The organism is Romboutsia weinsteinii (assembly GCF_002250835.2).
Lineage (GTDB): Bacteria > Bacillota > Clostridia > Peptostreptococcales > Peptostreptococcaceae > Romboutsia_A > Romboutsia_A weinsteinii.
Window position 1 is genome coordinate 48,155 of record NZ_NOJY02000012.1, and the last position, 26,336, is coordinate 74,490.

30 protein-coding genes and 1 riboswitch are annotated in these 26,336 nt (G+C 27.9%); of the genes, 5 read left to right on the plus strand and 25 right to left on the minus strand.

Going from position 1 to position 26,336, the window contains the following annotated elements; translation table 11 throughout:
* The first annotated feature begins 62 nt into the window (after positions 1-62).
* The 4 genes from CHL78_RS08840 to CHL78_RS08855 all read left to right on the plus strand — a co-directional run bounded on the left by CHL78_RS08840 (position 63) and on the right by CHL78_RS08855 (position 3,630).
* Positions 63-878 carry an Mrp/NBP35 family ATP-binding protein gene (locus tag CHL78_RS08840; RefSeq protein ID WP_116041397.1) on the plus strand — a complete coding sequence of 272 codons (816 nt, stop codon included), beginning with the start codon at positions 63-65 and terminating at the stop codon, positions 876-878.
* A 133-nt stretch (positions 879-1,011) separates the two neighbouring features.
* The gene (aspD, locus tag CHL78_RS08845; RefSeq protein WP_116041399.1) at positions 1,012-2,640 is read left to right on the plus strand and encodes an aspartate 4-decarboxylase; all 1,629 of its coding nucleotides are present in this window, start codon (positions 1,012-1,014) and stop codon (positions 2,638-2,640) included.
* 448 nt (positions 2,641-3,088) lie between these two features.
* Entirely contained in the window at positions 3,089-3,265 is a 177-nt protein-coding gene (locus CHL78_RS08850; RefSeq protein ID WP_094367461.1) for a hypothetical protein, read from the plus strand.
* A 155-nt stretch (positions 3,266-3,420) separates the two neighbouring features.
* Positions 3,421-3,630, plus strand: coding sequence for a cold-shock protein (locus CHL78_RS08855; RefSeq protein ID WP_094367460.1), 210 nt, complete (start codon positions 3,421-3,423; stop codon positions 3,628-3,630).
* A 104-nt stretch (positions 3,631-3,734) separates the two neighbouring features.
* Here the strand turns inward: CHL78_RS08855 and CHL78_RS08860 are convergent, their stop codons facing one another.
* The 25 genes from CHL78_RS08860 to CHL78_RS08965 form a co-directional block, all read right to left on the minus strand.
* The gene (locus CHL78_RS08860; RefSeq protein ID WP_094367459.1) at positions 3,735-4,229 is read right to left on the minus strand and encodes a hypothetical protein; all 495 of its coding nucleotides are present in this window, start codon (positions 4,227-4,229) and stop codon (positions 3,735-3,737) included.
* A 207-nt stretch (positions 4,230-4,436) separates the two neighbouring features.
* The gene (locus CHL78_RS20730; protein ID WP_158540668.1) at positions 4,437-4,610 is read right to left on the minus strand and encodes a hypothetical protein; all 174 of its coding nucleotides are present in this window, start codon (positions 4,608-4,610) and stop codon (positions 4,437-4,439) included.
* Positions 4,611-4,662: 52 nt separating this feature from the next.
* On the minus strand, positions 4,663-5,490 hold the full coding sequence (locus CHL78_RS08865) for a hypothetical protein (protein ID WP_094367458.1): 828 nt from the start codon (positions 5,488-5,490) through the stop codon (positions 4,663-4,665).
* Between the two features lie 79 nt (positions 5,491-5,569).
* Positions 5,570-6,295: a hypothetical protein gene (locus tag CHL78_RS08870; RefSeq protein WP_094367457.1), complete on the minus strand. Its 726-nt coding sequence runs from the start codon at positions 6,293-6,295 to the stop codon at positions 5,570-5,572.
* A 327-nt stretch (positions 6,296-6,622) separates the two neighbouring features.
* Positions 6,623-7,312: a radical SAM protein gene (locus CHL78_RS08875; protein ID WP_094367456.1), complete on the minus strand. Its 690-nt coding sequence runs from the start codon at positions 7,310-7,312 to the stop codon at positions 6,623-6,625.
* Between the two features lie 9 nt (positions 7,313-7,321).
* Positions 7,322-7,885 carry an ECF transporter S component gene (locus CHL78_RS08880; RefSeq protein WP_094367455.1) on the minus strand — a complete coding sequence of 188 codons (564 nt, stop codon included), beginning with the start codon at positions 7,883-7,885 and terminating at the stop codon, positions 7,322-7,324.
* The gene (locus tag CHL78_RS08885) at positions 7,885-8,853 is read right to left on the minus strand and encodes a nucleoside hydrolase (RefSeq protein WP_094367454.1); all 969 of its coding nucleotides are present in this window, start codon (positions 8,851-8,853) and stop codon (positions 7,885-7,887) included. Before CHL78_RS08885 ends, CHL78_RS08880 begins: the two co-directional genes overlap by 1 nt.
* Positions 8,854-8,953: 100 nt before the next feature.
* Positions 8,954-8,998, minus strand: a riboswitch (PreQ1 riboswitch).
* A 348-nt stretch (positions 8,999-9,346) separates the two neighbouring features.
* On the minus strand, positions 9,347-10,318 hold the full coding sequence (locus CHL78_RS08890) for an alpha/beta fold hydrolase (RefSeq protein WP_094367453.1): 972 nt from the start codon (positions 10,316-10,318) through the stop codon (positions 9,347-9,349).
* Between the two features lie 227 nt (positions 10,319-10,545).
* On the minus strand, positions 10,546-10,689 hold the full coding sequence (locus tag CHL78_RS20735) for a hypothetical protein (protein ID WP_158540669.1): 144 nt from the start codon (positions 10,687-10,689) through the stop codon (positions 10,546-10,548).
* A 37-nt stretch (positions 10,690-10,726) separates the two neighbouring features.
* Positions 10,727-11,119 carry a hypothetical protein gene (locus tag CHL78_RS08895; protein WP_094367452.1) on the minus strand — a complete coding sequence of 131 codons (393 nt, stop codon included), beginning with the start codon at positions 11,117-11,119 and terminating at the stop codon, positions 10,727-10,729.
* An 80-nt stretch (positions 11,120-11,199) separates the two neighbouring features.
* Entirely contained in the window at positions 11,200-12,255 is a 1,056-nt protein-coding gene (locus CHL78_RS08900) for a DUF4179 domain-containing protein (RefSeq protein WP_094367451.1), read from the minus strand.
* Positions 12,256-12,810, minus strand: a complete 555-nt coding sequence (locus CHL78_RS08905; RefSeq protein ID WP_243446406.1) for a sigma-70 family RNA polymerase sigma factor — start codon at positions 12,808-12,810, stop codon at positions 12,256-12,258. It lies immediately after the preceding gene.
* 191 nt (positions 12,811-13,001) lie between these two features.
* Positions 13,002-13,523, minus strand: a complete 522-nt coding sequence (locus CHL78_RS08910; RefSeq protein ID WP_094367449.1) for a VanZ family protein — start codon at positions 13,521-13,523, stop codon at positions 13,002-13,004.
* A 135-nt stretch (positions 13,524-13,658) separates the two neighbouring features.
* Positions 13,659-14,015: a CoA-binding protein gene (locus tag CHL78_RS08915; RefSeq protein WP_094367448.1), complete on the minus strand. Its 357-nt coding sequence runs from the start codon at positions 14,013-14,015 to the stop codon at positions 13,659-13,661.
* A 155-nt stretch (positions 14,016-14,170) separates the two neighbouring features.
* Complete coding sequence (locus tag CHL78_RS08920) at positions 14,171-14,443, minus strand: hypothetical protein (protein ID WP_147295806.1); 273 nt, start codon at positions 14,441-14,443, stop codon at positions 14,171-14,173.
* A gap of 10 nt (positions 14,444-14,453) precedes the next feature.
* Positions 14,454-14,855 carry an SHOCT-like domain-containing protein gene (locus CHL78_RS20740; RefSeq protein WP_094367446.1) on the minus strand — a complete coding sequence of 134 codons (402 nt, stop codon included), beginning with the start codon at positions 14,853-14,855 and terminating at the stop codon, positions 14,454-14,456.
* Between the two features lie 25 nt (positions 14,856-14,880).
* The gene (locus tag CHL78_RS08930) at positions 14,881-15,243 is read right to left on the minus strand and encodes a DUF2089 domain-containing protein (RefSeq protein WP_094367445.1); all 363 of its coding nucleotides are present in this window, start codon (positions 15,241-15,243) and stop codon (positions 14,881-14,883) included.
* 105 nt (positions 15,244-15,348) lie between these two features.
* A complete protein-coding gene (locus tag CHL78_RS20745; protein WP_158540670.1) occupies positions 15,349-15,489 on the minus strand; it encodes a hypothetical protein in 141 nt (46 codons plus the stop codon).
* A 102-nt stretch (positions 15,490-15,591) separates the two neighbouring features.
* Positions 15,592-17,520 (minus strand): M56 family metallopeptidase, encoded by a 1,929-nt coding sequence (locus CHL78_RS08935; RefSeq protein ID WP_094367444.1) that lies wholly within the window; start codon positions 17,518-17,520, stop codon positions 15,592-15,594.
* Between the two features lie 17 nt (positions 17,521-17,537).
* On the minus strand, positions 17,538-17,909 hold the full coding sequence (locus tag CHL78_RS08940; protein ID WP_094367443.1) for a BlaI/MecI/CopY family transcriptional regulator: 372 nt from the start codon (positions 17,907-17,909) through the stop codon (positions 17,538-17,540).
* Positions 17,910-18,265: 356 nt separating this feature from the next.
* On the minus strand, positions 18,266-18,943 hold the full coding sequence (locus CHL78_RS08945; RefSeq protein WP_116041401.1) for an MgtC/SapB family protein: 678 nt from the start codon (positions 18,941-18,943) through the stop codon (positions 18,266-18,268).
* Positions 18,944-19,022: 79 nt separating this feature from the next.
* Entirely contained in the window at positions 19,023-19,880 is an 858-nt protein-coding gene (locus tag CHL78_RS08950; RefSeq protein ID WP_094367850.1) for a glycerophosphodiester phosphodiesterase family protein, read from the minus strand.
* Positions 19,881-19,886: 6 nt separating this feature from the next.
* Complete coding sequence (locus CHL78_RS08955; RefSeq protein ID WP_243446407.1) at positions 19,887-21,635, minus strand: ABC transporter permease; 1,749 nt, start codon at positions 21,633-21,635, stop codon at positions 19,887-19,889.
* Positions 21,636-21,647: 12 nt separating this feature from the next.
* Positions 21,648-22,661: an ABC transporter ATP-binding protein gene (locus CHL78_RS08960; RefSeq protein ID WP_094367851.1), complete on the minus strand. Its 1,014-nt coding sequence runs from the start codon at positions 22,659-22,661 to the stop codon at positions 21,648-21,650.
* Between the two features lie 83 nt (positions 22,662-22,744).
* Entirely contained in the window at positions 22,745-23,806 is a 1,062-nt protein-coding gene (locus CHL78_RS08965; RefSeq protein ID WP_094367852.1) for an extracellular solute-binding protein, read from the minus strand.
* Between the two features lie 326 nt (positions 23,807-24,132).
* Here CHL78_RS08965 and CHL78_RS08970 point away from each other — a divergent pair, with 326 nt between their 5' ends.
* Positions 24,133-26,298: an extracellular solute-binding protein gene (locus CHL78_RS08970; RefSeq protein ID WP_094367853.1), complete on the plus strand. Its 2,166-nt coding sequence runs from the start codon at positions 24,133-24,135 to the stop codon at positions 26,296-26,298.
* Positions 26,299-26,336: the final 38 nt, after the last annotated feature.

The window sequence follows — 26,336 nt, forward strand, 5'->3', positions numbered from 1 at the left end:
ATTTTAGATTATCTTATCTAGCTCGTTGCTATAAGAAATTTTTCAAAATTGGAGGGTGGAAAATGTCAAATTGTAATTCATGTCCATCAAAAAATAAATGTTCAACTAAAGATACAGGATGTAATATAATAAACAATCCTAATAATAAAATAAAAAACATAATCGGAGTAATGAGTGGTAAGGGTGGAGTTGGAAAATCTACTGTAACTTCTCTTCTTGCTAAAAAATTAAATTCAATGGGTTATACAGTCGGAATACTTGATGCCGATATAACAGGTCCTAGTATACCTAGACTTATGGGTGTTAAAGATGCAAAAGCTTTTTCTAATGGAAAAGGTATAGTGCCTATATGTAACCCTCAAAATATAAAAGTAATGTCTATTAATCTGATGGTTGCTAGTGAAAGTGAGCCTATAGTTTGGAAAGGTCCAATAGTTTCAAATGCTGTAAAGCAATTCTACACTGATGTACTTTGGGGCGAGTTAGATTACTTATTAATAGATATGCCTCCAGGCACTGGAGATGTTGCTTTAACAGTAATGCAAAATATTCCTATAAATGGAATCGTTATGGTATCTATTCCTCAAGATTTAGTATCAATGATAGTTTCTAAAGCTGTTAAGATGGCTAATATGCTTAATATTGATGTACTAGGTGTTGTGGAAAATATGAGCTACATACAATGTCCTGACTGCGACAAGAAAATAAAATTATTCGATGGTGATGAAACTGAAAAGTTCTTGTCAGATATGAACTTAAGCTTACTAGGAGAGCTTCCTATGACTAAGGAAATAGTAAATATAACTCATCATGGTGTAACTGAGATAAGCGATGAGCTAGACTCTACTTTAGAAAGCATAGTAAATAAAATCAAATAATTAAAATATATAACTACCTTGAAAATAATAAAAATATTTTTCAAGGTAGTTTTTTTATTATCTCAACTGCATATTTTAACAGTAGAAACATAATATAGATTTAAATAGACAAATTAATAAGGAGAAATCTCTAATGGATACAATTAATATAAAGAGACAAGAACTTGAAAATATTTATGGAAGTATTAGTCCTTTTGAATTTAAAAATAAACTTATAGAACTTGCTACTACTTCTAACAAAAAAAGTACAAGAACACTTTTAGATGCCGGAAGAGGAAATCCAAACTGGCTTGCTGCTTCCCCACGTGAAGCTTTTTTTACATTTGGCCACTTTGCAATTACTGAGAGTCGTGCATCTTGGGATAATGGAGAGTTGACAGGAATGCCTAGAAAATCAGATATTTCTAAAAGACTATATAAATATATAAATGATAATCCTAATTTGCCTTGTATTGACCTTCTAAAAAATATAATTGACTATGGAATAAATATACTTAATTTTGATCCTGACAGCTTTGTTTATGAGTTAACCGATGCAATACTTGGTGACAACTACCCTTTCCCTGACAGAATGCTTGTGCATATAGAAAAAATAGTAAAAGAATATTTAAAACAAGAAATGAAGTATGATATTGATAAAGGTGGAGATTTTAATGTATTTGCAGTAGAAGGTGCAACTGCTGCCATGTGCTACGTTTTTGACTCTTTAATTGCAAATAACTTATTGTTAAAAGGAGATAAAATAGCAATAATTACGCCTATTTTTACACCTTATTTAGAAATACCTCATCTTCCTAGATACGAATTTGAAGTTGTGTATATTAATTCTAATAAAAAGAACTCAAATGGTAAACATACTTGGCAGTGTTCTGATAATGAGCTTGAGAAACTATCTGATAAGGATATTAAAGCTTTATTTGTAGTTAATCCTAGTAATCCACCATCAGTTGCTATATCTCCTGAGTGTACTAGTAAATTAGTTGATATTGTAAACAATCATAACCCTAATCTTATGATTATTTCAGATGATGTGTATGGTACATTTGTACATGGATTTAAGTCATTAATGGCAGAACTTCCTTATAATACACTTGGATCTTATTCATATTCAAAATATTTTGGTGTGACAGGTTGGAGACTTGGAACACTTGCTTTACATGAGAACAATGTATTTGATACCTTAATAGAACAACTACCTTATTCTATTAAGAAAAGAACAAATAAAAGATATGCTGATATGGACACTAGTCCGAGTAAGGTTCCTTTTATTAATCGAATAGTTGCTGACAGTAGACAAGTAGCCTTAAATCATACAGCTGGTCTATCTACTCCTCAACAAGTTCAAATGGCATTTTTCTCAGCATTTGCCCTTATTGATAAGGAAAACAACTACAAAAATGCTACTATAGATATATGCCATAAACGAAAGAAATTATTATTTGAAAGTCTAGATCTTAAGCTTCCTAATATACCTTATGATGCAGCTTATTATACTCAATTTGACTTACTTGAATGGGCTAGTGAAAATCATGGAAGTGAGTTTGCAAATTACCTTCAAAACAATTACAAGCCTGTAGATATTTTATTTGATTTAGCACAGGAATCATCAATTGTATTACTTGGCGGAGGTGGTTTTGCAGGACCTGAGTGGTCTATTAGAATTTCTTTAGCTAATCTTTATGATGAGGCATATGCTGAGATAGGTATTGCACTTAGAAGAATTTTAGATAGATACGTTGATTTGTGGCAAAATAAAAAATAATACTTTTATGCTGTATTAATTATTGAATCAATGTAACTTATTTAAAGAAAAAAGCTGTATATAAATCTTCCCTAATTAGATTTATATACAGCACTATTGAAATAATTTCTCCGATTCTTTTTTGCTTCTGTCCCACTAATTCTTAATACGATTACTCTCCAAATGTTTTCCTTTTCCCTAGAATTATCCTCCCACAGATAATTATATATATAATATATCATATCGTTTTCAAATATTTTGTTACTATTTGTCGAAAATGTAAATTTACTTTATTTTCCTTAAAATAAATATATTAGCTTCTATTTCTAAACAATTATACAGGCTAGTTGCATAATTTTATTTTTAAAAATTTATTCAAATAGGTAACCTATATGTACATGTCTTGCATAGTATATATGGAGAGAGACAACTCAATATAATTTAACTATCAACAAGGGGGTAGCAAATAATGCTAGACAGATTTTTTGGTGACAATGGATTCTTTGGTGGTGGAGCTTGGTGGATAATAATATTATTCTTCTTGTTCCTAGCTTTTGGTGATACTTGGTGCAACATAGATATTATGGCTTGGATACCTTTCTTAATTATCCTATTAATACTATGTTCTATGGGAGATTGCTTCTAAATCTCAGTCTCATAATAATTAAATTTTTTATAAAAAGAGTATCGAGAGCATAGCTTTAGATACTCTTTTATTTTCCAATTATAAAAATTCAACTTTATACAAATACTATCTATAAAAATAAATTTATTAATATAATTTGAAAGAAGGTATTTATAGTGGCTAATTTTACTGGTGTTGTTAAATGGTTTGATAATGAAAGAGGATATGGTTTTATATCAGCTAACGATGGAAATGACGTTTTTGTTCATCATACAAGCGTTAAAGAAGAAGGTCATAACAAAGACTTACACGAAGGTCAAGAGGTTACTTTTGATATAACTCAAGCTGATAGAGGTCCATCTGCAATAAATGTTCAAAAGCTTTAATCTTAAAATTTATGTGATATTACATAAAATATATTTCTTATGTAAGGTAAAAAATGAGCAATGTATAGCTCATTTTTTACTTTTATAGTTATTTTATTTATTAATTAACGGCATCCACACCCGCAGCCACAACCATTGTTCTTATGGTGGCAATTACATCCATTATCATCATCGTCAACTGCGTCAGCGCCAAAATCATTTATGTCGCATCCAAAGTCATCTGAGAATCTCTCTTGAAGACATTTTGCAGCTGCTTCTAAACACTCTTGAGCTTCTTCCATTAATTCTAAACTTTGATTATTAAGATCTTCAAAATCATCCCATAAACAATTTGCTCTCTTACATTCTTCTATAGCTTCTGCTCTTAGTGCTTCTGCTCTTTCTTCTGCTCTTTTAGCTTGTTGAGCTACTCTTTCTGCTTTATTACTTAGAGCTGTAGCTTTATCGCATTTTTCTCTAGCAATTTCTTTAAATCTATCACAATTGTTATTATCGTTGTTGTTGCAGTGACATTTGTTCATTTTATTTCCACAAGATTTTTTGGATCCACCACAGAATCCATTCCCTCTATTTAATCTTCTTCTATTTAAAGAACTCATAAAGTATCACCCTTCTTTTATATTTAGAGAATTTCTTCTCTTCTAATATAATATTATTCAAAAATAGATAAAATGTGACTTTTTTCATGAAGAAATAATTTATCTGCCATAATTATATTTTTATTTACTATATTTATTTAATAATAAAAAAACGTCATGCTATCTATTAGATAACATAACGTTTTGAGATATTGTTTTAATTTTTAACTATTTAAGCTGAGTTTGTGAATATTCTTGGATCATTTTTACGAAATGGTCTATATCTACAGTTTCTCCATCGTTATCTTCTGACATTTTGCTATAATACCAGTTTGCAAACTCTGGGTTTGCTAGAGTAGCATTCATCTGCTCATAATCCATACCACTATAATTATTATCCATTGTCATCACTCCTTAGGTATAAATAGTATTCTCAAATGTACATTAATTATACCTAGGACTTAACTTTAGCCTTGTGTGATTTAAGATCTATTACTACATTCATTTTGTCTTGTGGATCATCATAAGTATATCCTATAACCTTTGAAGCTGTTGCCTTATTAGATACTATGGTATCTATTTCTATTTCTTCTTCAGACCTTAATACTCTATTAGATGCTACAGAACTTACATTTATATATTCTCCATCTTCATTTAGTTCACCAATCTTTAATATAATATTCCCCAGGTCTTTAGGTGAAGAATTTCTCACTTTAACTTTATAAGTATCCCCTTCTTTTGATTCATTGACTCTATTCATATCAGAAATAGCTAGTATCTCATATTTATTACTATCTTCTAATTTATCTTTGCTTTCTTTTATATTTACTGTATCCTTTTCGAAATTGATACTTGCAAATTGTCCATCAGTTTCATATCTATAACCAACTACTCTTATATTGTCTGTATATTTTTGGTGTTCATACCAAACGTATGCAGTCTCTCCAGGGCTTAAAGTCATGTCTAAAACTGTTTTTGATTCTACAATAACATTTTTATTTTCATCAAGTTCCTCATATTTTAAGCTAATTTTATATATATCAAAAGACTCAACGTTCTTTATTTTAATCGGTTGTAGATTTTCACTATTAGATATATTAACAATTTCTCTATTTTCTATGTTAAGTGCATTGGCATTTTCTTTTTTAAGTACTACTTTTGGTGATTCTATTATTTCTCCATTAAAATTGTCTGTTTTTTTCATAGAACAGCCTGTAATAACTATTATATTAATAGCTATTAAGATAATTATTATGCTTGATTTTTTTAATGCTTTATTCATATATAAACTCCTCATATATTTATTACCAATAAGAGATAATAAATTCATCATTTATATTGTCTACTTATTCTTCCTAATTTTATAATAGATATTTATATTCCTTCATAAAATCTTTTAATGCTTGTGTTATTATTTCTTGCTTACTGTACTCAGAATTGCTGCAAAGTCTCTCAAAATCTTCCCATGTCGACTTCTCTAACCTTATTGTCGTAGATTTTAATTCATCAATCTTTGCTTCATCTAATACTATATCTTTCTTGTTAGAAGCTTTCTTAGGCTTAAATGTCTTATTGTCTTTTACTTCTAGATACCAATCATACACTTCACATAACTTATCTAAGTCTTCTTGTATGATATTTATTTTTCTATCTTTTTTAGGCTTTACTTTACTTACTGCATTAGTAGTAGCTTTTGCTTTGCTTGTTGTACTTGTATTCGATTTTGCTTTACTAGCTATAGTTGTTTCCTTTTCCTTGCTAACTGATTTTGTAGTAGCTTTTGATTTTACTTTAGGTTTTGTTTCTTTTGCTACTTCTTTATTTGTGCTTTTAATAGTTTCTGTAGTTTTAGCCTTCTTAGCCGCGCTCTTAGGAGATTTTTCTTTTATTTCAGTAAAAGCTATTTGGTTAGCATCTTTTGCTTCCTCTTTAAGCTTGTATACTCCTTCTTCCATTTTGTAACCTTTTTTATTTAAAAAAGATCTTAGGGTTTTTGAAGCAACTCCTAATTCCTTTGAAATATCATCAAATTTAATATTCTTATTTTGTAGTGCTAAAAATTTTTCTATTCTTTCATTTGCTTGCATTTATTTATAGTCCTCCGTCAATTTTTCCTTTTCTTTTTAAATTGTCACTTTACTACTCTACTAAATTCTAATCTACTTTGTAAAGTATTATTCTGATAAATTTATACCATCTTGACCCATGTAAACGTTTTTCCTTGCATTTTTGAGTATTTTGCAAGAAATTGTTTATTTACTTTCTTCTTTTTTATATTGTATCATAAATTTTGGCAGAAAAAACTACTATTTACAGTATAAATTGTTATTTTATTAAATAATTTATCTATAATCTTCTTATATAAAAAAAAGCGACTAGTAAATTATCTACTAATCGCTTCTATATGCTATAAACTAATCTCCTACTCCAAAATCAGTATTGTTATGCAATACTTCAATTTTAGGATTATCATCTAGGAAAGAATATTTCTCTTCAAACCATTTTACTAACTTTTCATCTCTTTTTAGTTCAGTAGTATTATTTACAAATACATTTACAGTTGCATGTTCAAAATCATTTTGAATAATCTCCATATCTCTATCAATGATTTCTTTAGTCTGACCTTTTATACCTACCATCATACAAGGTGAATCAAAATGCTCTTTCAACTCTTCTACAGTTTTAAATTTAGCATTTTTATTTAAGAATATATTTCTAAAGTCATAATCAAAACTTTCTACTCCTATTTTAAATACTATAGGAATACCAAAGTAATCTCTCATTTCTTTTATTCTATTTCTATAGCACCAATGACTTTCTAAAAACAACTTTTTTATATCTTTTTCTATTACTATTTGTCTAATTTTTTCTAATGTTGCTTTTGGAAGTTCAAAACAACTTCCAGAGTTTATAACTTCTAATACTTTGTATTTACCACTTATATTATCTAAAACTTCAAAGTTTAATTTATTCATTTCATCCTCTAAAGTTGAATTATCATCTATATAATCACAGAAAGAGCATTTCCCCCATACACAAGGGAATCCTTTAAGCAATACTATTTCTCTTTGATTTTTATTTTCTATACAACTATATCTATCCATGATGCCTCCTTATTTATTAGCTGTCATGCTTAATCTAACACTCTTTGGTATAGCATTGACTCCAAGACCTACTAAGGCTACAGCTACAAATTTATCTGCATAATCAGTAAAGAATTGAGTAATAAATACACTAGCTACATCCCCTACTCCTAGTACTTTTAAAATTTGTACAATGTAAGATGAGCCTGAAGATGTTACTCCTCCAAATACCATAGCCGCAATTACTGAACTAATTATAGATGTTGGAAGTGCAAATATTAGTACACCAATTGGTGTTTTTACTCCACTTAAAAATCCTTTTTGATACATAAGCCCTGCTAGTAATCCTGTTGAAATCTGTACTGGTGCAAAATAAAGTGAGTAAACATCAAATGTCATACCACTTACTAAACTTCCACATACTCCTGTAATTACTGCATATTTGGGTCCTAATAAACAAGCTATTAATATTGTACCTACTGAGTCAATGTATATTGGAAGTCTTAAACTAAGAGCAATAAACGCTCCAACTATATTTAATGCTACCCCAAAACCTAATAAAGTAAGCACTCTTACTGAAATCTTTTTCTCCATTATATCACTCCTTCTACAGAGTCTATAATGTCTTCATATCCCTTAAATAACCTCTTTAAGAACATATACATAAACTTCTTTTCATCTGTATCAGTTAGTACATGTGCATTTGGGTTATTTTTGTAGAAATTAAATGAATCAACAACAGATTGCCCCATAGCGACTCCATCTTCTACTACCTCAACATATGAATCAAATCCCGTGCATATACTTCTGTCAATAAAGTATGCTACAGCTAGAGGATCATTGATTACACAACCTATTATACCCTCTTGTTCCCAATGGAAATCAATATAAAATCTTGTTATTTCAGTTATATACTTAGCAAGCTTAGTGTCAAGTCTATTAATAAACTCGATTATATTTGGCGTAAGTACAATTTTTCTTGTTACATCAAGTCCTACCATGTGAATTTTTTTAGATAAGTTCTTGTAAACATAATCTGCTGCATGTGGATCTACCCAATAATTAAATTCGGCTACTGGTGAGCAGTTTCCATGGATTCTAAATGCTCCTCCCATAGATATAAATTCATCTACGTTTTCGAAAGCTTCTTTGTCTTTCATAAGTGATTTTGCTATGTTTGTTAATGGTCCTAGAGCAATTATAGATACATTATCATTATTTCTTAAAGTATCAATTATAAAATCTACTCCACCACTAAGTACTTTAGCTTCACTTACTTCTTCATAGAAGTTTTCTCCAATACCGTCTTCTCCGTGGGTATCTTGTGCTGTTACAAGTTCTCTTTTTAGTGGTTCTTCTTCCCCATAGTACACTGGTACGTTAAGTGAAGAACACATTTGAAGTGCTTTTAGAGCGTTTATTGCTCCTAATTTTGCAGGTACATTACCACTACATGTAGTAATCCCTATTACTTCTAGCTCTGGTGAGTTTAATGCTAGAAGAATCGCCAGAGAGTCGTCTATCCCTGGATCACAATCAATTATTACTTTCTTTTTTTGCATAACAAATGCCTCCTTAAAAATTATCAATAAGGAGAACCTTACAACTTTTCACTATGAAAAGTCATAGCTAAGGGTATATCTTATATACTGCCACTATATAAATACCTTAGTTTTTTATACTTGGAGGTTCTCGAACAAGTACTAGATAGTTGTGTGATAATTATGTTTAGTAATGTTTTGAGATACATTATAACTCCTATCACATGTGCATATCTAATTTCTATCTAGATTTTATGGCTTAATAGCCTTATTTATAATGAAGTTGTTAGCTACAAATATATGATATATTGTAACTGACTATTCATATTTTAGCATAATTTTATTTTTAGTTAAACAATTTTATTCTTCTTATCGCAGTTTTTGTAATATTCATTTTCCAATTTAGAATATAAAAAATAATAAGTTTAATTTTATTACTCTATTTCCCCTTAATATTAAAATAGAGGTTTAGAATTGATAATACTAAACCTCTATTTTTTATTTATTAATTAATTTAATTTTTTCCTACACAATAATTTATAAATTCTGTTATATGAGCCAATGTTTCCTCTGGTTTATCTGTATGTACTTGATGTGTTGCGTCTTTTATTTGAACATGCTTAGTATCATCAGACATTGACAGTAAATCGTTTATTTGTCTAGTTTTCAATTCAGCAAAAGCATCACCCATAGCTCCTTGAGCCATTGCATAAGGGTCACACTCTAAATAAAGTAAAGGTATGTCTCTTAGAACATTTTTATCATTTTTAACTTGATTTTCACCCATAAGAACCTCATCTAATGTTCCATCATGCTTACTATATAAAGATAATTGTTCATCTCCCATTCCTGGAACAAATGATTCGAAAAACTCATACATTTCACCATTAGAACTTCTTCCAGTTGAATCTATGAATACTATTCCATCTACTTTTTCTTTGTGCATTTTTGCAAACTCAATAGCAGTATGACCACCTAGTGAGTGTGTTACTAAGATATATGGCTCTGGAAGATTTTTGGCTTGTAATAATTTATATAGGTTGTTTGCCTTATCCTTTGCAGTCTTAGTAGTACCATCAAAGTCAGCTTCATTATATTCTATTACTCCACCACGCATAAGAGTTTCTCTTTCATTCTCACTAAGAGGAGCCATATTTCCTGTATCACTACTTTCGCCTAATCCTACTCTATCATACGTCAACGTTTTTGCTATCTTTGATAGTTCCCCCTGAATATATGTAAAATTATCTAATGTATTTCCATAGCCTGTATCAAATACAATGGTTACATCCCCGCTACCCATTTCTTTTGAATTCAATACAATTCCATTATCTAGCTCCACCTTTTCTGTGCCTTCCATTCTTATCTGACTCTCTACCATATTCACATCTTTTTCTGCAAATACAAGTGATGAAGAGCAGTTTATTGTTATTAGGCACACCGCTAAACTACAACCAATTACACTCTTTAAATTTTTTATTCCCATTATTTACTCCCCCTTTTGTTTTAGTTTTTAGTTATATTAGATCTTTTTGTGATAAGTACTTGCTAAACTTTGAATATCGCAAATGAATCATAGATTCTATTGCTCAAAGTAGTGGACTTTTATTTACTCGATTTAACTATAAAAATCAATATTCATCAAAAAAAGTTTAATATAGACAATGTATATGTTAACACTTTAACAATGGTTATTCAACTAATTCCTATGATTTAAACATTGAAAACTTGCTTAAATAGTAATGTTCTATCTTCAAATAAAGTATGGTCTTCATTTTCACTAATTATTAAAATACCACCACATTTCATCACTAAAATTTCTAATAAGTGTCTATCTAGACATAGTTTTTTTAACACTAAAAAGCACCTACTAAAAAAGTAAGTGCTAATAATCTTAATCAATTATATATTTTCCTATTACTGTGTTACCGTCTTTTTCATAAACTGGAATTACTCTAGGACCTTCTTTTTCTCTTTTTTCCATATAAGCAATTGCTTCTTCAGGATTATTAGGTTGATTTGCTTCATCGTATAAATCAACTTTTCTTACATATCCTTCTACATCGTTAAAACCAATCACTGCCATCAAATCTGGTTCTTCCCACTCACCATTATCGATGTAAGTTCCATATGTTTCACTATTATCATTAGTTTCAAAATAACCCCTAATAGTGTCTATAGTTTTAGATATTTGCCTACTGTCATCAGCTAAGCTAATAGTATTTATACCATATCCTGCTATAAAAACTGATAATACTAATCCTGTTACACATAATTTTAATTTCATTTTATCCCCCTTTAGCTTTTTATATTTTATTGTTAATTATGTTATAGAACAATGTTAAAATTATAATCATTTTTAAAGATTTACTCTAATTCAATTTCAACTTTACCATCTTCATAAATTTTTGGCTTGTCATTAACATAAGATCTAGGAACTATAGTTATTTTCTTTTCATTCCCTTTTAATATATATTCACCAACTATATACCATCTTCTTTTAGATAAACGTCCTCCTTCTCCTGGGCCACCTTCCATCTCATTTCCACTTTCATCCAGAGCTATAGCTCTAGGTTCACGTCTTTTTTCTACACTTATTTCATCATATAAATCATAATTATATTTTATCTTTACAGATAGAGGTGAAACTCGTACTTCTTCAATTTCAAAGTCACCCTTATACTCATTTTCATTTATAGCAACTTTTTTATTTACTTTATAAACTTTGGTATCTTCCAAAATACTTGTCCCATTGATTTTCGTATTAAACTCCCAATCACCTTCATCAAAGTTATTAAGTTGGTCAAAAGATATGTTCAAATCATATTCTTTATCTTTTTCAATCATATCTATAATTTCATATTCTGTATCTCCAGCTCCGTCTCCGTCAGTATCTATAGTTGATAAACCAATTCTAAACAACATTTTATTTTTCTTCTCTCCTGGTACTCTTTCTACATCACAGGAACTACCTTGACCTGAAAACACAAGATCATCTATAGTAATAGTAGGGAAACTTGGAATTAAATCATTTGGCTCTAGATTAATTCCCCACTTATACTTTGAATAATCTACAGTCATACTAAGTACTAATTGCCTATCATCTAACATTATTTCTTCTATGGTATATTTTAATCCCTTTGATTGTGATACTAGATATTGTTCAGATTTATATTTATCTAATTCATTATTATTTCTGCCAAAGTATGATTCAATATGTCTTGTAAGATTTTCTATATAAGCCCAAGTTGTTTCACTACTTAGTGCCATAGCACCTATTATTAAAGATCCTGATATGCTTGCAGCAATGATTTTTTTCTTGTGACTTTGATTTTTTTTCTTATCTTCTATAGCTTTATCTATAGCTAAATCAATAGCTGAGTCAAAATTTTCAGGTATTTTTATATTATCTAGTTTTTTCATCTATACGCCCTCCTTTAATATCTTATATAGTCTTTCACGACCTCTTCTTAAGTTAGTCTTTACTGTATTTTCATTACACTGAAGAACTTCTCCTATTTCTTTTATGGTCATATCATGAAAGTACTGAAGTATTATTGGAGTCTTAAATTTTTCCTCTAAAATATCTATTGCATTGTATAAATCTATTTTTTCTTCTAATTGCTCATAACTTATATCATCAATTAGGTCTATCTTTTCAAATTTATCTACAAACTTAACCTTACTTCTTTTACTATCTCTAACGTTATTTATAAGTATTCTTGTAATCCATGTTTTAAAATATTTTGCTTGCTTTAATTTGTGTAAACTTATAATTGCCTTATACACTGTCTCTTGGCAGATTTCTGTTGCTTCATATTCATCTTTAAGATATAAAAATGCAGTCTTATATAAATATTCTTTATGCTTATTTATTAATAATTCAATTGCATCTTTATCTCCACTTATTGCTTTTTCTACTATAGTATTATCATCTTCTTCTAATGACTTATACTTTTTAAATGATATTAATTGCATTACCTTCCCCCTTTTTGTCATGTTACATTTATTAGACGGAGTAAGTATATACTAAGTTTCAGTAATTTAAAATAAATTATGATTACTTAGATACATAAAGAATAAAAATAACCGTATCCTAGTATTTACAATATGTATACCCTAAGATACAGTTATTAATTTTAATATGATTCAAAATAATATTTTATAATCTAATTTGCTATAAATATTCCTACTATTATAATACTAACTGGTATCATAACCCCAGTACTACAAATAGTAATGAAGTTTTTTACTTTTGCTCTTTCTTTAAAAATCTTTTTGATAGCTGTATAAATTACTATACCAATAATTCCACCAATAGTATTAGTGATAATATCAGTTATATCACTAGCACCTATTCCAAATATATATTGACTGCATTCAAATATAAAACTTATTGTAGCCATTATAAGTATACTTTTAGATATTTTTATATCCTTAATTAATAGACTTATATAAATCCCTAATGGAATAAATAAAATCACATTACCGTATATATCTAGCTTACTAAAGTTACCTTTAAATACTTCATCAAATGGTATTAAGTTAAGTGTTCTTGATAAGTAGTATCTATCACTACTAAAAAGCTCTAGTGGAGATACATATTTAAACGGAATATTCCACAGAACAAACCCTATATAAAATAAAAATCCCATAATAAATAAAGTGTTGATCATTCTTTTGCTCTTCATTTTTCCCCCTATTTTAAATGTTTTACCATTATAAAATTAACTTATTTAAAATTTTATAATAATTAAGTTCCAGTATATATTATAAATCTTATTTAATTCTTTCTCCAGTTACAAAATAGTTATATTATTTTTCCTCTATTTACCATAAAGCCTAATGCCAACTAATAAACATCCTTCTATATACGAATAATTATTTGCCTGCAAATATGTAAGTATCTCTTCACTTTCTGCTCCTGGTTGAATAACCATACATTTAAAGCTTTTCTTGTTTTCTTTTAACAATTTTATTCCTGCAGGTGGGTTAATACATAAATCAATAATATCTATTTCTTCTTCTATATCATTTAATGATTGTAGTTCTTTTCCTACTGAGTATACGTTGTATTTACTATCTATTAATTCATGTTTTATCTTATATGCATATTTTTCTTTGTTTAAAGTGTCCCCTAATACTGCAAATGTGTTGTATTGCATAATTTCTTTTAAATCCATACCTACACCTCCATATCTTTTATTAGCTATAATAGTATTTTTCCCACACCTTACTTTTATTATTTTATATTAAATAAAAAAATAGGAGCATATGCTCCTACTTTACATTTAATATATTAATATTGTTCAATTGATACACTAAAAAAATCCCTATTCTAAATCTTGATTTTTACAATGTCTCCATTTTCTGATTCTATATCTACTAGATATAGTCCCTTATGTTCTTTTTTTAGGTATTTTAAACCCTCTATAATTACATCTATATCATCGGACTTAAATGTATAATTTACTTTGCTAATTTTAATTTCTTTGTCATAATATCTTTTTATAAATGGCTTAGATACTCGTAGTAAAGTCGTTATAGCACCTAATGGAATTATTATATTCATATTAAAGTTATCTTCTTTGCTCTTGACCGTTATTCTCATATAAAAATACCTATTGTATCTCTACTATAACTTTGTCATTTCCATCATCTACTTCTACAATTCTTCCAACAAATCCATTATCTATCGCATCCATTAATTTTTCTATATCTATATTGTGTTTTTCAAGTTCACTACTGTACATAATTCCTATTGATCCCATTATTTTTACAAACTCTAATGGTATATTAATCTTAACTTTGCTTCCATCGCTACTTTTTACTCTTACAAATAATATCTTTCCTTTTTTACCATCATTTTTTATATCAAAAAAGTCATCATCTTCAACTTTTTCACTTTTAATAAATGGGTCACTCTTTTCATTACAATCTAATACATCTAATAATTTTATAGCTTCCTCTGCAGTTATTTTTCCTTCTTCAACCATTTTTAATATTCTCTTTTTATCTTCCATCTGAATCTCTCCTTTATATTTTTACTTATAATTTCTTTAAAAGATTAATAGCTTCTTCAGAGCTTATCTCCTTATTTTCTAACATATCCATTATTTTTTCTTTTTCTTTGGTTGTATCTTTTTTAATTACTAAGCCTAGTTCGTTATTAATCTCATCAAGCTTACCTCTTACTGTTGGATAAGATATCCCCAGCTGCTTTTCAACATCTTTTATATTTCCTCTACACGCTAAAAACACTTCTACAAAATTTAACTGCTCTTTTGATAATCTATCAAATTTTGAAATAGAAAACTCATTTTCTATAATTGTGTTGCAATGATTACATTTTAATTTCATAATCTTCATGTCTTCCGTACAAACCGGACATTTAGTTATAATTTTATACACTTTATCACTTCCTTTAATATTAGTATATTAAATATTTTTGAAAATGTCATTAGTATTTTTCATTTTTTTAATATTTTTATTAAATATATTAATTTTTATTCATTTTTATATTAATATATTTAATTTCATAATTAATATTATCAATATGCTCAATTTAATTTCATCTATTTTTCTTTGTACACTTATTAAAACTTTAAATTTATATATTATTGTTGGAACAACAGCAAGTAATATCGCTTTTTTCATTGTTACCTTTTTTAAATATGAAAATTATATAAAATAATAAAAACTTCTAATGATTAAGTTAGCTCATTAGAAGTTTTCCTATAGCGTATTAGATACAGATACTTATTTATTCATAAAATCGATAAAATTATTTTTTAGTTCATTTGGATTTTCATATTCAAGGGATATCAAACAGTTAGTTTCATCAACTTTTAAATTGTATAATTGGTTATAAAGATCTTGAACATCCCACCCTTTGTAATCATAATGTTTTGTTTTAGTAAATAATGATGCATACTTTTTTGAATTAGGTATTTTATCATATAAGTAAATAGTTTCTAAATTTCCACTATCTCTATCAAATGTTACGTAAAGATCTGTGTTGTCTTCTTTATTTATAATAGAGTAGGATATTTCATTTTCTATACTATCAACTTCACCTTGATTGAAGTTTGGATTAATTTTTAGTAAATCCTCTTTAGTCAATAAATTATTTGCCTCTGCTTCTTTTATTAACTTAATATATGTTGAGTAAATATCACCAAATGATTTCTTTAGTTTTAGATTATCATATGAATTTTCTAGTCCATTTATTGATTCAGTTGCTACCTCTAACATAGATATTTCTTTAACTTCATTTGAGTAATTCAATTTTAAGGCTTTTATATCATTTCCATTAAGTTTATAAGTTATAGCTCTAAGATAGTAAGGACCTTGGCCATCTCTCTTTACATAATATACTTCCAACTGCTCATTACCTATTGTGTATATATCACATCTGTTATCCTTGCCTTGTTGTTCTGTTTTTTCTAAAGTAAATTCTGTAATATTACTTCTCATTTCATCAACTAAGACATTTTTATTTTCATTCATAAAGTCAATCAAATTAAAAAATTTAGTTTGAAGTTTACTCATCTCATATTTATTTGATACTTTATTAGCTTTTATATCAGCGTATGTAACTTGAGAACTATTTTGAGCACTTGTAAGTATAGCTGGAGAAGCAATTCCTAATACTAATGCACCTATAGTTGTAAATATTATTTTTTTACCTTTATATTTTTTTATAAATTTTATATTCATAATTCTTTTCTCCATTTCTATTTTGTCTTTTGCCATACTAATAATATTTGGCTGATATTTACATTTATTCATTTTTGATAATACAGTTAATAAAGTAGCTCCATAGTTTATATAGTCTTCTTCATTTAAGGTATTTAAGACTTTTTCATCTGTAGCTAGCTCCATGTCTTCTCTTAATTTTTTTAATAAATACCATATAAATGGATTAAACCAATGTATAGATTTAATTACTAGTAAAACTATATTTATAAAGTTGTCCTTTCTCTTGTAATGTGATAGTTCATGCAAAAATATATGTTTTAATTCATTATCACTCATACTAACCATATTTAAAGGTAATAAAATCTTTGGATTAAATATACCAATAAGAGCAGGTGTTGATATATATTCATTTATAGTTATTTTCACATTACGATTAATATTAAATGTATTTTTAGCCTTATCTAAGATCTTATCTAGCCTTAAACTAGGTCTAGTTGTGTATTTTCTTAGCTTTAATATTAAAAGAATATAAGATACGCTTATAAAGGCAAATATATTTATGGCTATTACTAACCAAAATAGTGATAGTGAATTATTTATGAGATTTTTAAAATTAAACTTAAAAGTACTTTCATCATTTAATCTACTATTTTCAATTGATATATTTTGGGGATTTATAGATTTATCTAATCTATGTGAATTAACGTCAGAAGTATTTTGATAAGATTGATCTAATAGTTTATTATTTGATTTATCTTGGTAACTACTTATAGTCTTTAAGTTTTCACTTTCAAATTTATTGAAAATACTAACATTACTTTCTGGACCGAATGGAATAATTAGCTTTATAACAAGTAATAACCAAAGTAGATAGCTCCATTTGGGTGTTAATTTATTTTTAAATATTATATTAATAAATAATATTAAAATCCCTGTTATACTTCCATATAACGATGTTCTTAATATTAGTTTAAATAATTCATCCACTTTTAATCATTCCTTTTCTATTTTTCATTTAATAAGTTTTTTAAATTATTTATATCTTGTTTTGACAGTTGATTATCTGTTATGAATGTTGAAAGCATTAGATTTAAAGATCCATTATAAAGTTTATTTATAAATGATTCATTAGCTACTTTTTTATACTCTTGCTCACTTACATTAGGTGAATATATATAACCTTTTTTACTTGATTTATCTACATCCAGTGCTCCTTTATCAACTAATCGTGTTATCAAGGTTTGTATTGTCTTAGATTTCCAATTTGTAGTATATAAAAGTTCATCGACTATTTCTTTACTAGTAGTTTTTTTCTTTTTCCATATAACCTTTAACACCTCTAATTCAGCTTCTGTTACTTGAAATTTATTTTTCAATTTAGCACCTCCTTACAATTGTAAGTATGTGCATATATTACAATTGTAATTCATAAATTTAAATATTTTTTAGGAATTAAAAAGAAGAATATTAAAATTTATCTGCACAACTGTGTATAATAAGATATGTTTTATTAAACATAATAAAAGAGTAATATTTATAATATTACTCTTAGTTTTTCTATTTAATTTATATACTCAGATTTCAAGATATTATAATTATTATTAAAATCAAAGTGACCACACCAAATTAAATCTAAGTTGTGTTCATTAAATGCATAAACATTATCGATACTTTCATTTTCTATTTTCTACTCACTACTAAATGATATTAATACCAAACTTCATAACAAGGTTTACACTTCTTCTACGAAGCAAACACCTTTACTTTTACTCAATATATTCTTAACTTCACTATATGGTATTTTTTTATTCATTTTTATAGTAAACATACCTATAGTTACTTCTTCAGACGATTCACTAGGTCTTATCAATTCCATATCTAATATTTTTATATTATGGTATTTAATATATTCTATAAAACTTGATACATTTGCTATAGATTCAAATTCTATATATAAATTATACTCTGTTCTAAATAATAAAATATAATTATCAACATCATGAAGTAATGACATTACTACAAATATCATAAAACATCCTATCAAAGCCCCAAAGTAGTATCCTACACCTATAGTAAGTCCTATACATGCTGATGCCCACAATCCTGCTGCTGTAGTCAATCCCTTTACCTTATTCCTACCTGTAACTATAATCGTACCCGCTCCTAAAAAACCTATACCACTGATAACTTGAGCAGCCATTCTTATTGGATCTGCTAAACCATACAAATCTGCAATGTATTGATTTGTAATCATTACCATAGTCGAACTTAAGCATACTAACATATATGTCCTAAATCCAGCAGGTCTTTTTTTTATACCTCTTTCAAATCCTAGTAACCCTCCACATATGGTAGCTAGAAGTAATTTTACAAATGTAGACACTTCATTCAATTCAAGTAAAGCCTCCATATTTTACATCCTTTCAAGTTAATTAAAAATTCCAAACCAGCAATATATACCAGTTTGGAATTTTTTAGTTAATTTATTTTTATAAATTAAAATATTTTTTTCTGTATTCGCGCATTAAGCTAGGCCAATCAGTTTGCAATATATCAATTTGCTTTTCATATAATTTTCCCCATCCTTTATCAGGATTTTCAATTACAGAAATATCGTCATCTAACCCCGCAAATAACTTAATTTCATTATCTAAAGTTATTGAATTAACCCATACAAATAAATTTTCATTTTTTATTTTTTCTATATTTTCTTGCTTAAATAATTCACAATCTTCATCTTTTGCTATAATTTCTATACCAACTACATTTATATTATCGTACCTTAGTACTTCATATACTTCTTCCATCGAATATACTATTGGCATATACATGTACTTTGTATCATAGCTATCTAAAAATTCTAGCACTTCTTTTTTTACTGGAGATTTTAATAAAGCTTGTTGCCCTACATCATACTTATCTAGTATTTTACAAACCTCAGGAAGTATGTCCCATGCACGATCTATGTTGTAAAGTTCATTATTTCTAAACTCTTTTATAGCATCCTCAAAAAGAATAACTTTATAGTTTGTTTTTGCATCTACACTATTGTAATAATATAATGAATCTATTTCTTTAGATGACATTGTTTTTATATTTTCTTTTATCTTAAAGTTTCTTTCCTCCATACCATCATGGAATATATATATAACTCCATCTGTTGATTTTATAAGGTCCATTTCAAACATATCTCCGCCAACTTTAAGTGCATTATAAAACGCTGGGATAGTATTTTCTACTATATTTCCACCTGGGCATCCTCTATGAACTGCTATTAAAGACTTCTTTTCTTCTAGTTCTTTGTTTAATAAGCTATTTATATTTTTATATTTTTCTTTTCCTAACATTTAGTTTTACCCCTTCTTTGTTTTTTTCACGTCTCTTCCATATACCAAGTATAAAGTAATAGATGAAATTATCATTACTATAACTGCATACACAAATGTCATTGTTGTATTATCTGCCACAGTATTAGCATCTGTTAAATTCTTTATAAACACTCCCAACGGCTGATATAGAGGGTGATATAAAAATACTGATAAATCATAATCCGTAAGTAATGAGTTAAAATTAAGTGCAAATACAGATAATACTGATGGAAGTATTATAGGTAACAAGATTCTAAAGAATGTATATAAACTACTTGCTCCTAAATTCTTAGATGCATCTTCTAGTGTATCGTCTATGCTAAAGAATGCTGCTTTTATCATTCTTAGTGTATATGGTATTTTTACTATTATGTATGCTAAAAGTAAAACTACTAAAGTTCCTACTAATATATTTCCTCCTATAAACCACTGCGGCTTATCAAATGTTGTTATAAGACCTATAGCTATAAGTGTACTAGGTAGTAACCACGGTAGTAATAATGAGTATTCTAAAATATCACTCCACTTATTTTTCACTTTATGTATTATTCTACATGCTGATACAGTTATTATAATAACTCCAATAGATGCTAATAATGAATATAGTATACTTACAATAAATGGCTTATATGCACTTTCATTAGTTATTAATGAAATATAATTATTTAATGTAAAACTACTAAATGATAAAGTTCCTGTTGCTATGCTCTTTGCATCCGTAAACGAGAATAATATTATTAATACAACTGGTACTACATATATTAAAAACAATGCGTATGCATATATGTGAGCTAATACATTAACAAATTTATTATTTATCTTTTGCTTTACAATAGTTGTTTTTACTTTAGAAACAGACATGTAGTTTCCTTTTTTCTCAAAATGATTCATACAAACTAAAAGAATTACTGTAGCCATCCCTAAGAATATAGATAACATAGCAGCTAAATCCCTAGATCCTATACTTTTTGAGAAAGTTAATATCATAGGTGTTATAGTTTGAAAGCTTTCTCCCCCAACTATAAGTGGTGCAGAAGTTGCTCCAAGACCAGTTATAAATATTAATATTGTTACTGCAAATATTGAAGGTAATAATGTAGGAAGTACAACTCTTCTTAATATTAAGAAAGTGGATGCACCCATATTTTTAGCGGCTTCTATCGTTTGGAAATCTAATTTTTTTATTGCATTTGATAAGAATATTAAGTGATTTGATGTACATGCAAAAGTCATTACAAATAATACTGCCCAATATCCAACGAACCAATCTTGATTCATATTTGGGAATATATCAACTAAAAAATTAGTTATAAATCCATTTCCTCCATAGATAAACTTGTATCCTGATACAAGTATTAATCCTCCATATATTAAGGTAGTCATATATCCTAGCCTTAATATCTTAGATCCTTTAATATCAAAATAATCTGTAAGTAATACTAAAGATATTCCTATAATGTTAACTGTAACAGACAAAGATACTGCTAGTATAAAACTATTTTTCAAACTGCTCATAGCACGTTCTGAGCTAAGTAGTTTTTGAACAGCTTCTAGAGAGAAGCTTCCATCGATAAAGAATGTTGTATACAATGTGTTTATATTTGGTATAACTAAAAACGATACTATAAACCATGCAAGCATTGCATACATAAGGTACTTTAAGATATTTTCAAATCCAAATGATTTAGTTACTTTTCTTTTCTTTAGTGGTGACATACTATTTTCACTTTTCATATTATCACCACCTTAATATTGCATTATATCCATAGGATTTAAGCATATTTCTACGATTTCACCTACTTGGTATGTTGTTTGTCCAAATTCTTTTTCTATACTCTTTAATATGATATTGCCAACTTTTAAGTAGTACTTTATATATAGTCCATAATATTCAAAACTTACAACTTCAGCTTTAAGTTTTGCATACTTAATACCTGGTAATTGTTCATTTATTCCTATTCTTTCTAATCTAATGTATGATTGCTTGTTTTCATCTAAATTATAATCTGTTTGAGCATTTATTTTCTTTATTGATTCTTCATCAATTTTATTTATATCTCCTATGAAGTTGCATACAAACTCTGTTTTAGATTCATTATATATTTCCCTAGGAGTTCCTATTTGCTCTATAACCCCCTTGTTAAATACAGCTATTCTATCAGAAAGTGTTAATGCTTCCTCTTGATCATGAGTTACATATATAGTAGTGATTCCAAACTTCTGTTGAAGTTCTTTTAATTCATTTCTAAGTTGTACTCTAAGTTTTGCATCAAGATTTGATAGTGGCTCATCTAGACAAAGTATCTCTGGTTGCATTACAAGAGCTCTAGCTATTGCAATCCTTTGTTGCTGTCCACCTGATAATTCCGATACTTTTTTCATTAACTGTTCTTCACTTAAATCAACCTTTTGAGCAATAGCTCTTACTTTTTCATCAATCTCATTTTTTGGCATCTTATTAACCTTAAGCCCAAATGCAATATTCTCATATACATTTAATGTAGGAAATAATGCATAACTTTGAAAAACTAATCCTATATTTCTTTTTTCTACAGGTGTATTTGTTATATCTACTTCATTTGCATATACTTTTCCATCTGTTGGCTGAATAAACCCAACAATCGTTCTTAACGTTGTGGTTTTTCCACATCCAGATGGACCTAAAAAAGTAAAAAATTCCCCTTCTTTTATTTCTAAGTTAATATCTGATAAAGCTAAAAAGTCTCCAAATTTAACTTCTATGTTATCTAATTTAATCACTTATATCTCCTCCATTTAGCTATTTATAAGGTATAAGACTAACAATAAATTATTTATTATTAGTCCTATCCTTTTAAGTCATCTTACTTTATATATTCAAGTTCTATTTTTTGAGCCCAAGCATCCATATTTTCAGCCACAAATGTCCAATCTATATCTTGAGCCTTATAATTTTCATTTATATACTTACTTTGTTCACTTGCTTTTTCCATTGCTTTTTCATTAGCTGGCATTGAGTCAAACTCTTTTGCCCACTCACCTTGTATTTCTGATGTTCCAAACCATTCAACAAACTCTTTAGCTGTTTCTACATTTTTACTTCCCTTAATAATACCTATTTGTTCAACTACATATGGAACACCAACTTCAGGATTTACTAACCCCGCCTTAACACTGTGTTGTTCTTCTCTTGAAGCTATACCACTTGACCACATTTGTCCCATTGGAGTTTTTCCAGATACTAGATTAGCATAGAAGTCTTCTCCATCAATACGTACTACACCATTTTTGTAAAATTCCTCAACTGCTTTCCAACCTTCTTTTGATATACCTAATTCACCATTAGCATCTTTATAACGTGATAATATACCTGCTAATACAACTCTAGTTGTTCCACCATTTAAACTCGCTTCAACTTGATATTTATTTTTGAATTCTTTGTTTGTCCATAAATCAGTCCAGTCCTTTGGAGCTGTTTCTTCATTGTATAAATCTGAATTATATATTAATAATATAGCTTGTTTTACGATTGAGTGATAATATCCATCAACATCATTTAAACCTTCTGACACTTCACTAGCCCAACTTGGTACAAATGGTTCTAATAAATCATTTTCTTTAAACTTTTCAAATTGCATAGTATTTGGGCCAAATACTACGTCTGCTATTGGGTTATTTTTTTCTGATACAAGGCGGTTCTCAATATCTCCACCTCCACCTTCAACTATTTCTATCTTAAATCCAGCTTCTGCTGCCTTTTCCTTTAACCAATCTCCCCTTCCATCAGCTGTTGAGTTAGAATATATAACTAACTTTTTAGAACTAGAATCAGCCTTATTAGAAGAGCATCCCGTTAATATTGTCGTTCCTAAAATTACTGTTGATAATAAAATGCTTATTTTTTTAGATATTTTTCTTCCAAACATTTTTACTCCACCTTCCATAAATTAATGAATTTTGATTTAAATTTGTTTTACAAAATTTACAAGTCATATACTATCATTATTTAATAGTACGTGTAAATACACTGAATCTTTTCTTAACAAGATGTTAACTTTTGAACATTCCAAGTCATTAAAAACGTTTTCTTAATCTGTTTACGTTTATTTCAGTGGCAATTTCTAAAATCATTATATCAACGAAATTGGTACGTGTAAATATGTTTTCTATTTTTTTCTAGATTTTTTTTCCATTCTAATTTATAATATGATTTATAATATGAATATCAAAAGAGATAAAAGGGGAGATAAAATTGATTACTATAAAAGATATCGCAAAGGAAGCAGGTGTTTCTCACGGGACAGTTTCCAATGTTTTAAATAAAACAGGAAAAGTTAGTTCAGAAAAAATAATATTAGTTGAGGATACAGTAAAAAAACTAGGTTATGTAAGAAATTCACAAGCAAAACAACTTAGACAAGGATTTAAGAAATTAATAGCTTTAATTTTGCCAAATTTAGAAGTACCCCAATATACTGAGCTATTCTCTTTTTTTAAAGATCAATTTACAAGCGAAGATTATGAAATCCAGTTATATACAACAAATGATGTTCCTATAATAGAGAAAAAAGTTTTAGAAGAGATAAATTTATCTAAAGTAGATGCTCTAATAGCTGTATCATGTTTAGATGATACAACTTCTATTTATAAAAATACTTATCCAACATTTTTTATAGATAGATTACCACTAAATGATAATATTAACAAAACTTTCATATCATTTGATTTTGAAAAGATAGGAAAAGACCTTTCAGATTATATGAAAAACAAAAGTTTAAAGGATATTGCTTATTTTTCAAATCCACTGACTTTTAAAAATGATAATGATCTATTCACTAGTTTAAAAAATAATTTAAATTCTCATGATATCTCAATAAATAACTTTAGCTGTAATTATAAGCTTTCATCTAGTAAATCATTTGATTTATTTGTTAACAATTTTGACTTTGACGCTATTATAACATCTGATATTAAAAGGGCAGATGATATATTGGCTGCATCAAATTTCACTAGAAGTGATAAAGTACCTCAAATTATAGCTATTGATACTTTAAAAATTTTCACTAGTAATAAGTTTATATCTTACCATTTAAATTATAAACTTTTAGCCCAAACAATCACTACTGAACTTTTAAATTATTTTGGTTGTGAAAAATTTGAAGAGAAAAATATAATACTAAAAAATGATGGATTTAGATTTAACTTTGTTAATGCAAATAGATCAAGTAATTCTACTTTAAATATGCTAGCACTTACTTCTCCATCTTCTTTAGCTCTAAAGAAATTACTTCCAAGTTTTAAAAAAGCTACTGGAATTGATGTTAAATTAGATACATTAGAAATGGATGATTTATATGAGTACTTGACATTAACTAAGGATAATAATTTTTATGATTTAATTCGTATGGACGTCGCATGGATGTCTAAGTTGGCATCTAGTATTTATATGCCCTTAGAGGATACTAAGAAAGACTTTTCATCTATTTTTTCTAACTTAATAGAAGATACACAAGTAAAGTATTCATTTATAGGTGATAAGCAGTACGCTATACCATTTGATCCAAGTATATTAGTCCTTTTATATAGAAAAGATTTGTTCGAAGATGCTACGTTAAAAAGAAGATATTACGAAATGTATTCAAGTGAACTTACAACACCTGAAACATTTGAAGAACTTAATAAAATTGCATCATTTTTTACTAAATCAAAAAATCCAAATTCTCCAACTACATTCGGTGCTACAGTACCATTTGGAAAATCAGCCGTAGTTGCTTGTGATTTTATACCAAGACTTTTAAATATTTCAGGATCTATTTTGTCAAACAATAAAATAGTCATCAATACACCTGAATCTATCAATGCACTAAAAAACTATATTGAAACGTACCAATATAGTAGTCAGAAACCAAATTCATGGTGGAGTAGTAACATTGATGAGTTTAATAACGGGTTAACTGCTATGACTACAGTTTTTTCTAATCATGTATCAAATATAATTAACAATCAATACTCTAACTTTATCGGAAAAGTTGGTTTTTCTAAAATCCCAGGTGAACATTCCATTTTAGGTGGAGGTGTCATAGGAATTTCAAAGTATTGTACTAAGATAGATGAATGCTACGAATTTTTCAAATGGTTTTATAGCAGTGAAATTTCATCAGCGTTTACATTATTAGGAGGCTTATCACCTCACAAGGATATATATGTAAATCATGATATATTATCTTTATTCCCTTGGATTAAAGAATCAAATTCTTACTTTTCAACGGCTAGCCGTAATATAATTTCTGATGACTCCTTTGATCAAAGAAAATTTGAAAATATATTAGGAAATTCAATTAAAAATGCATTACTTGGCACATTGTCACCGAAAGAATCTTTAGATTATGCTCAAAGCTTAATTGATGCAAATTTTTAACTTTAAAAATACTCATATCCAATTGATATGAGTATTTT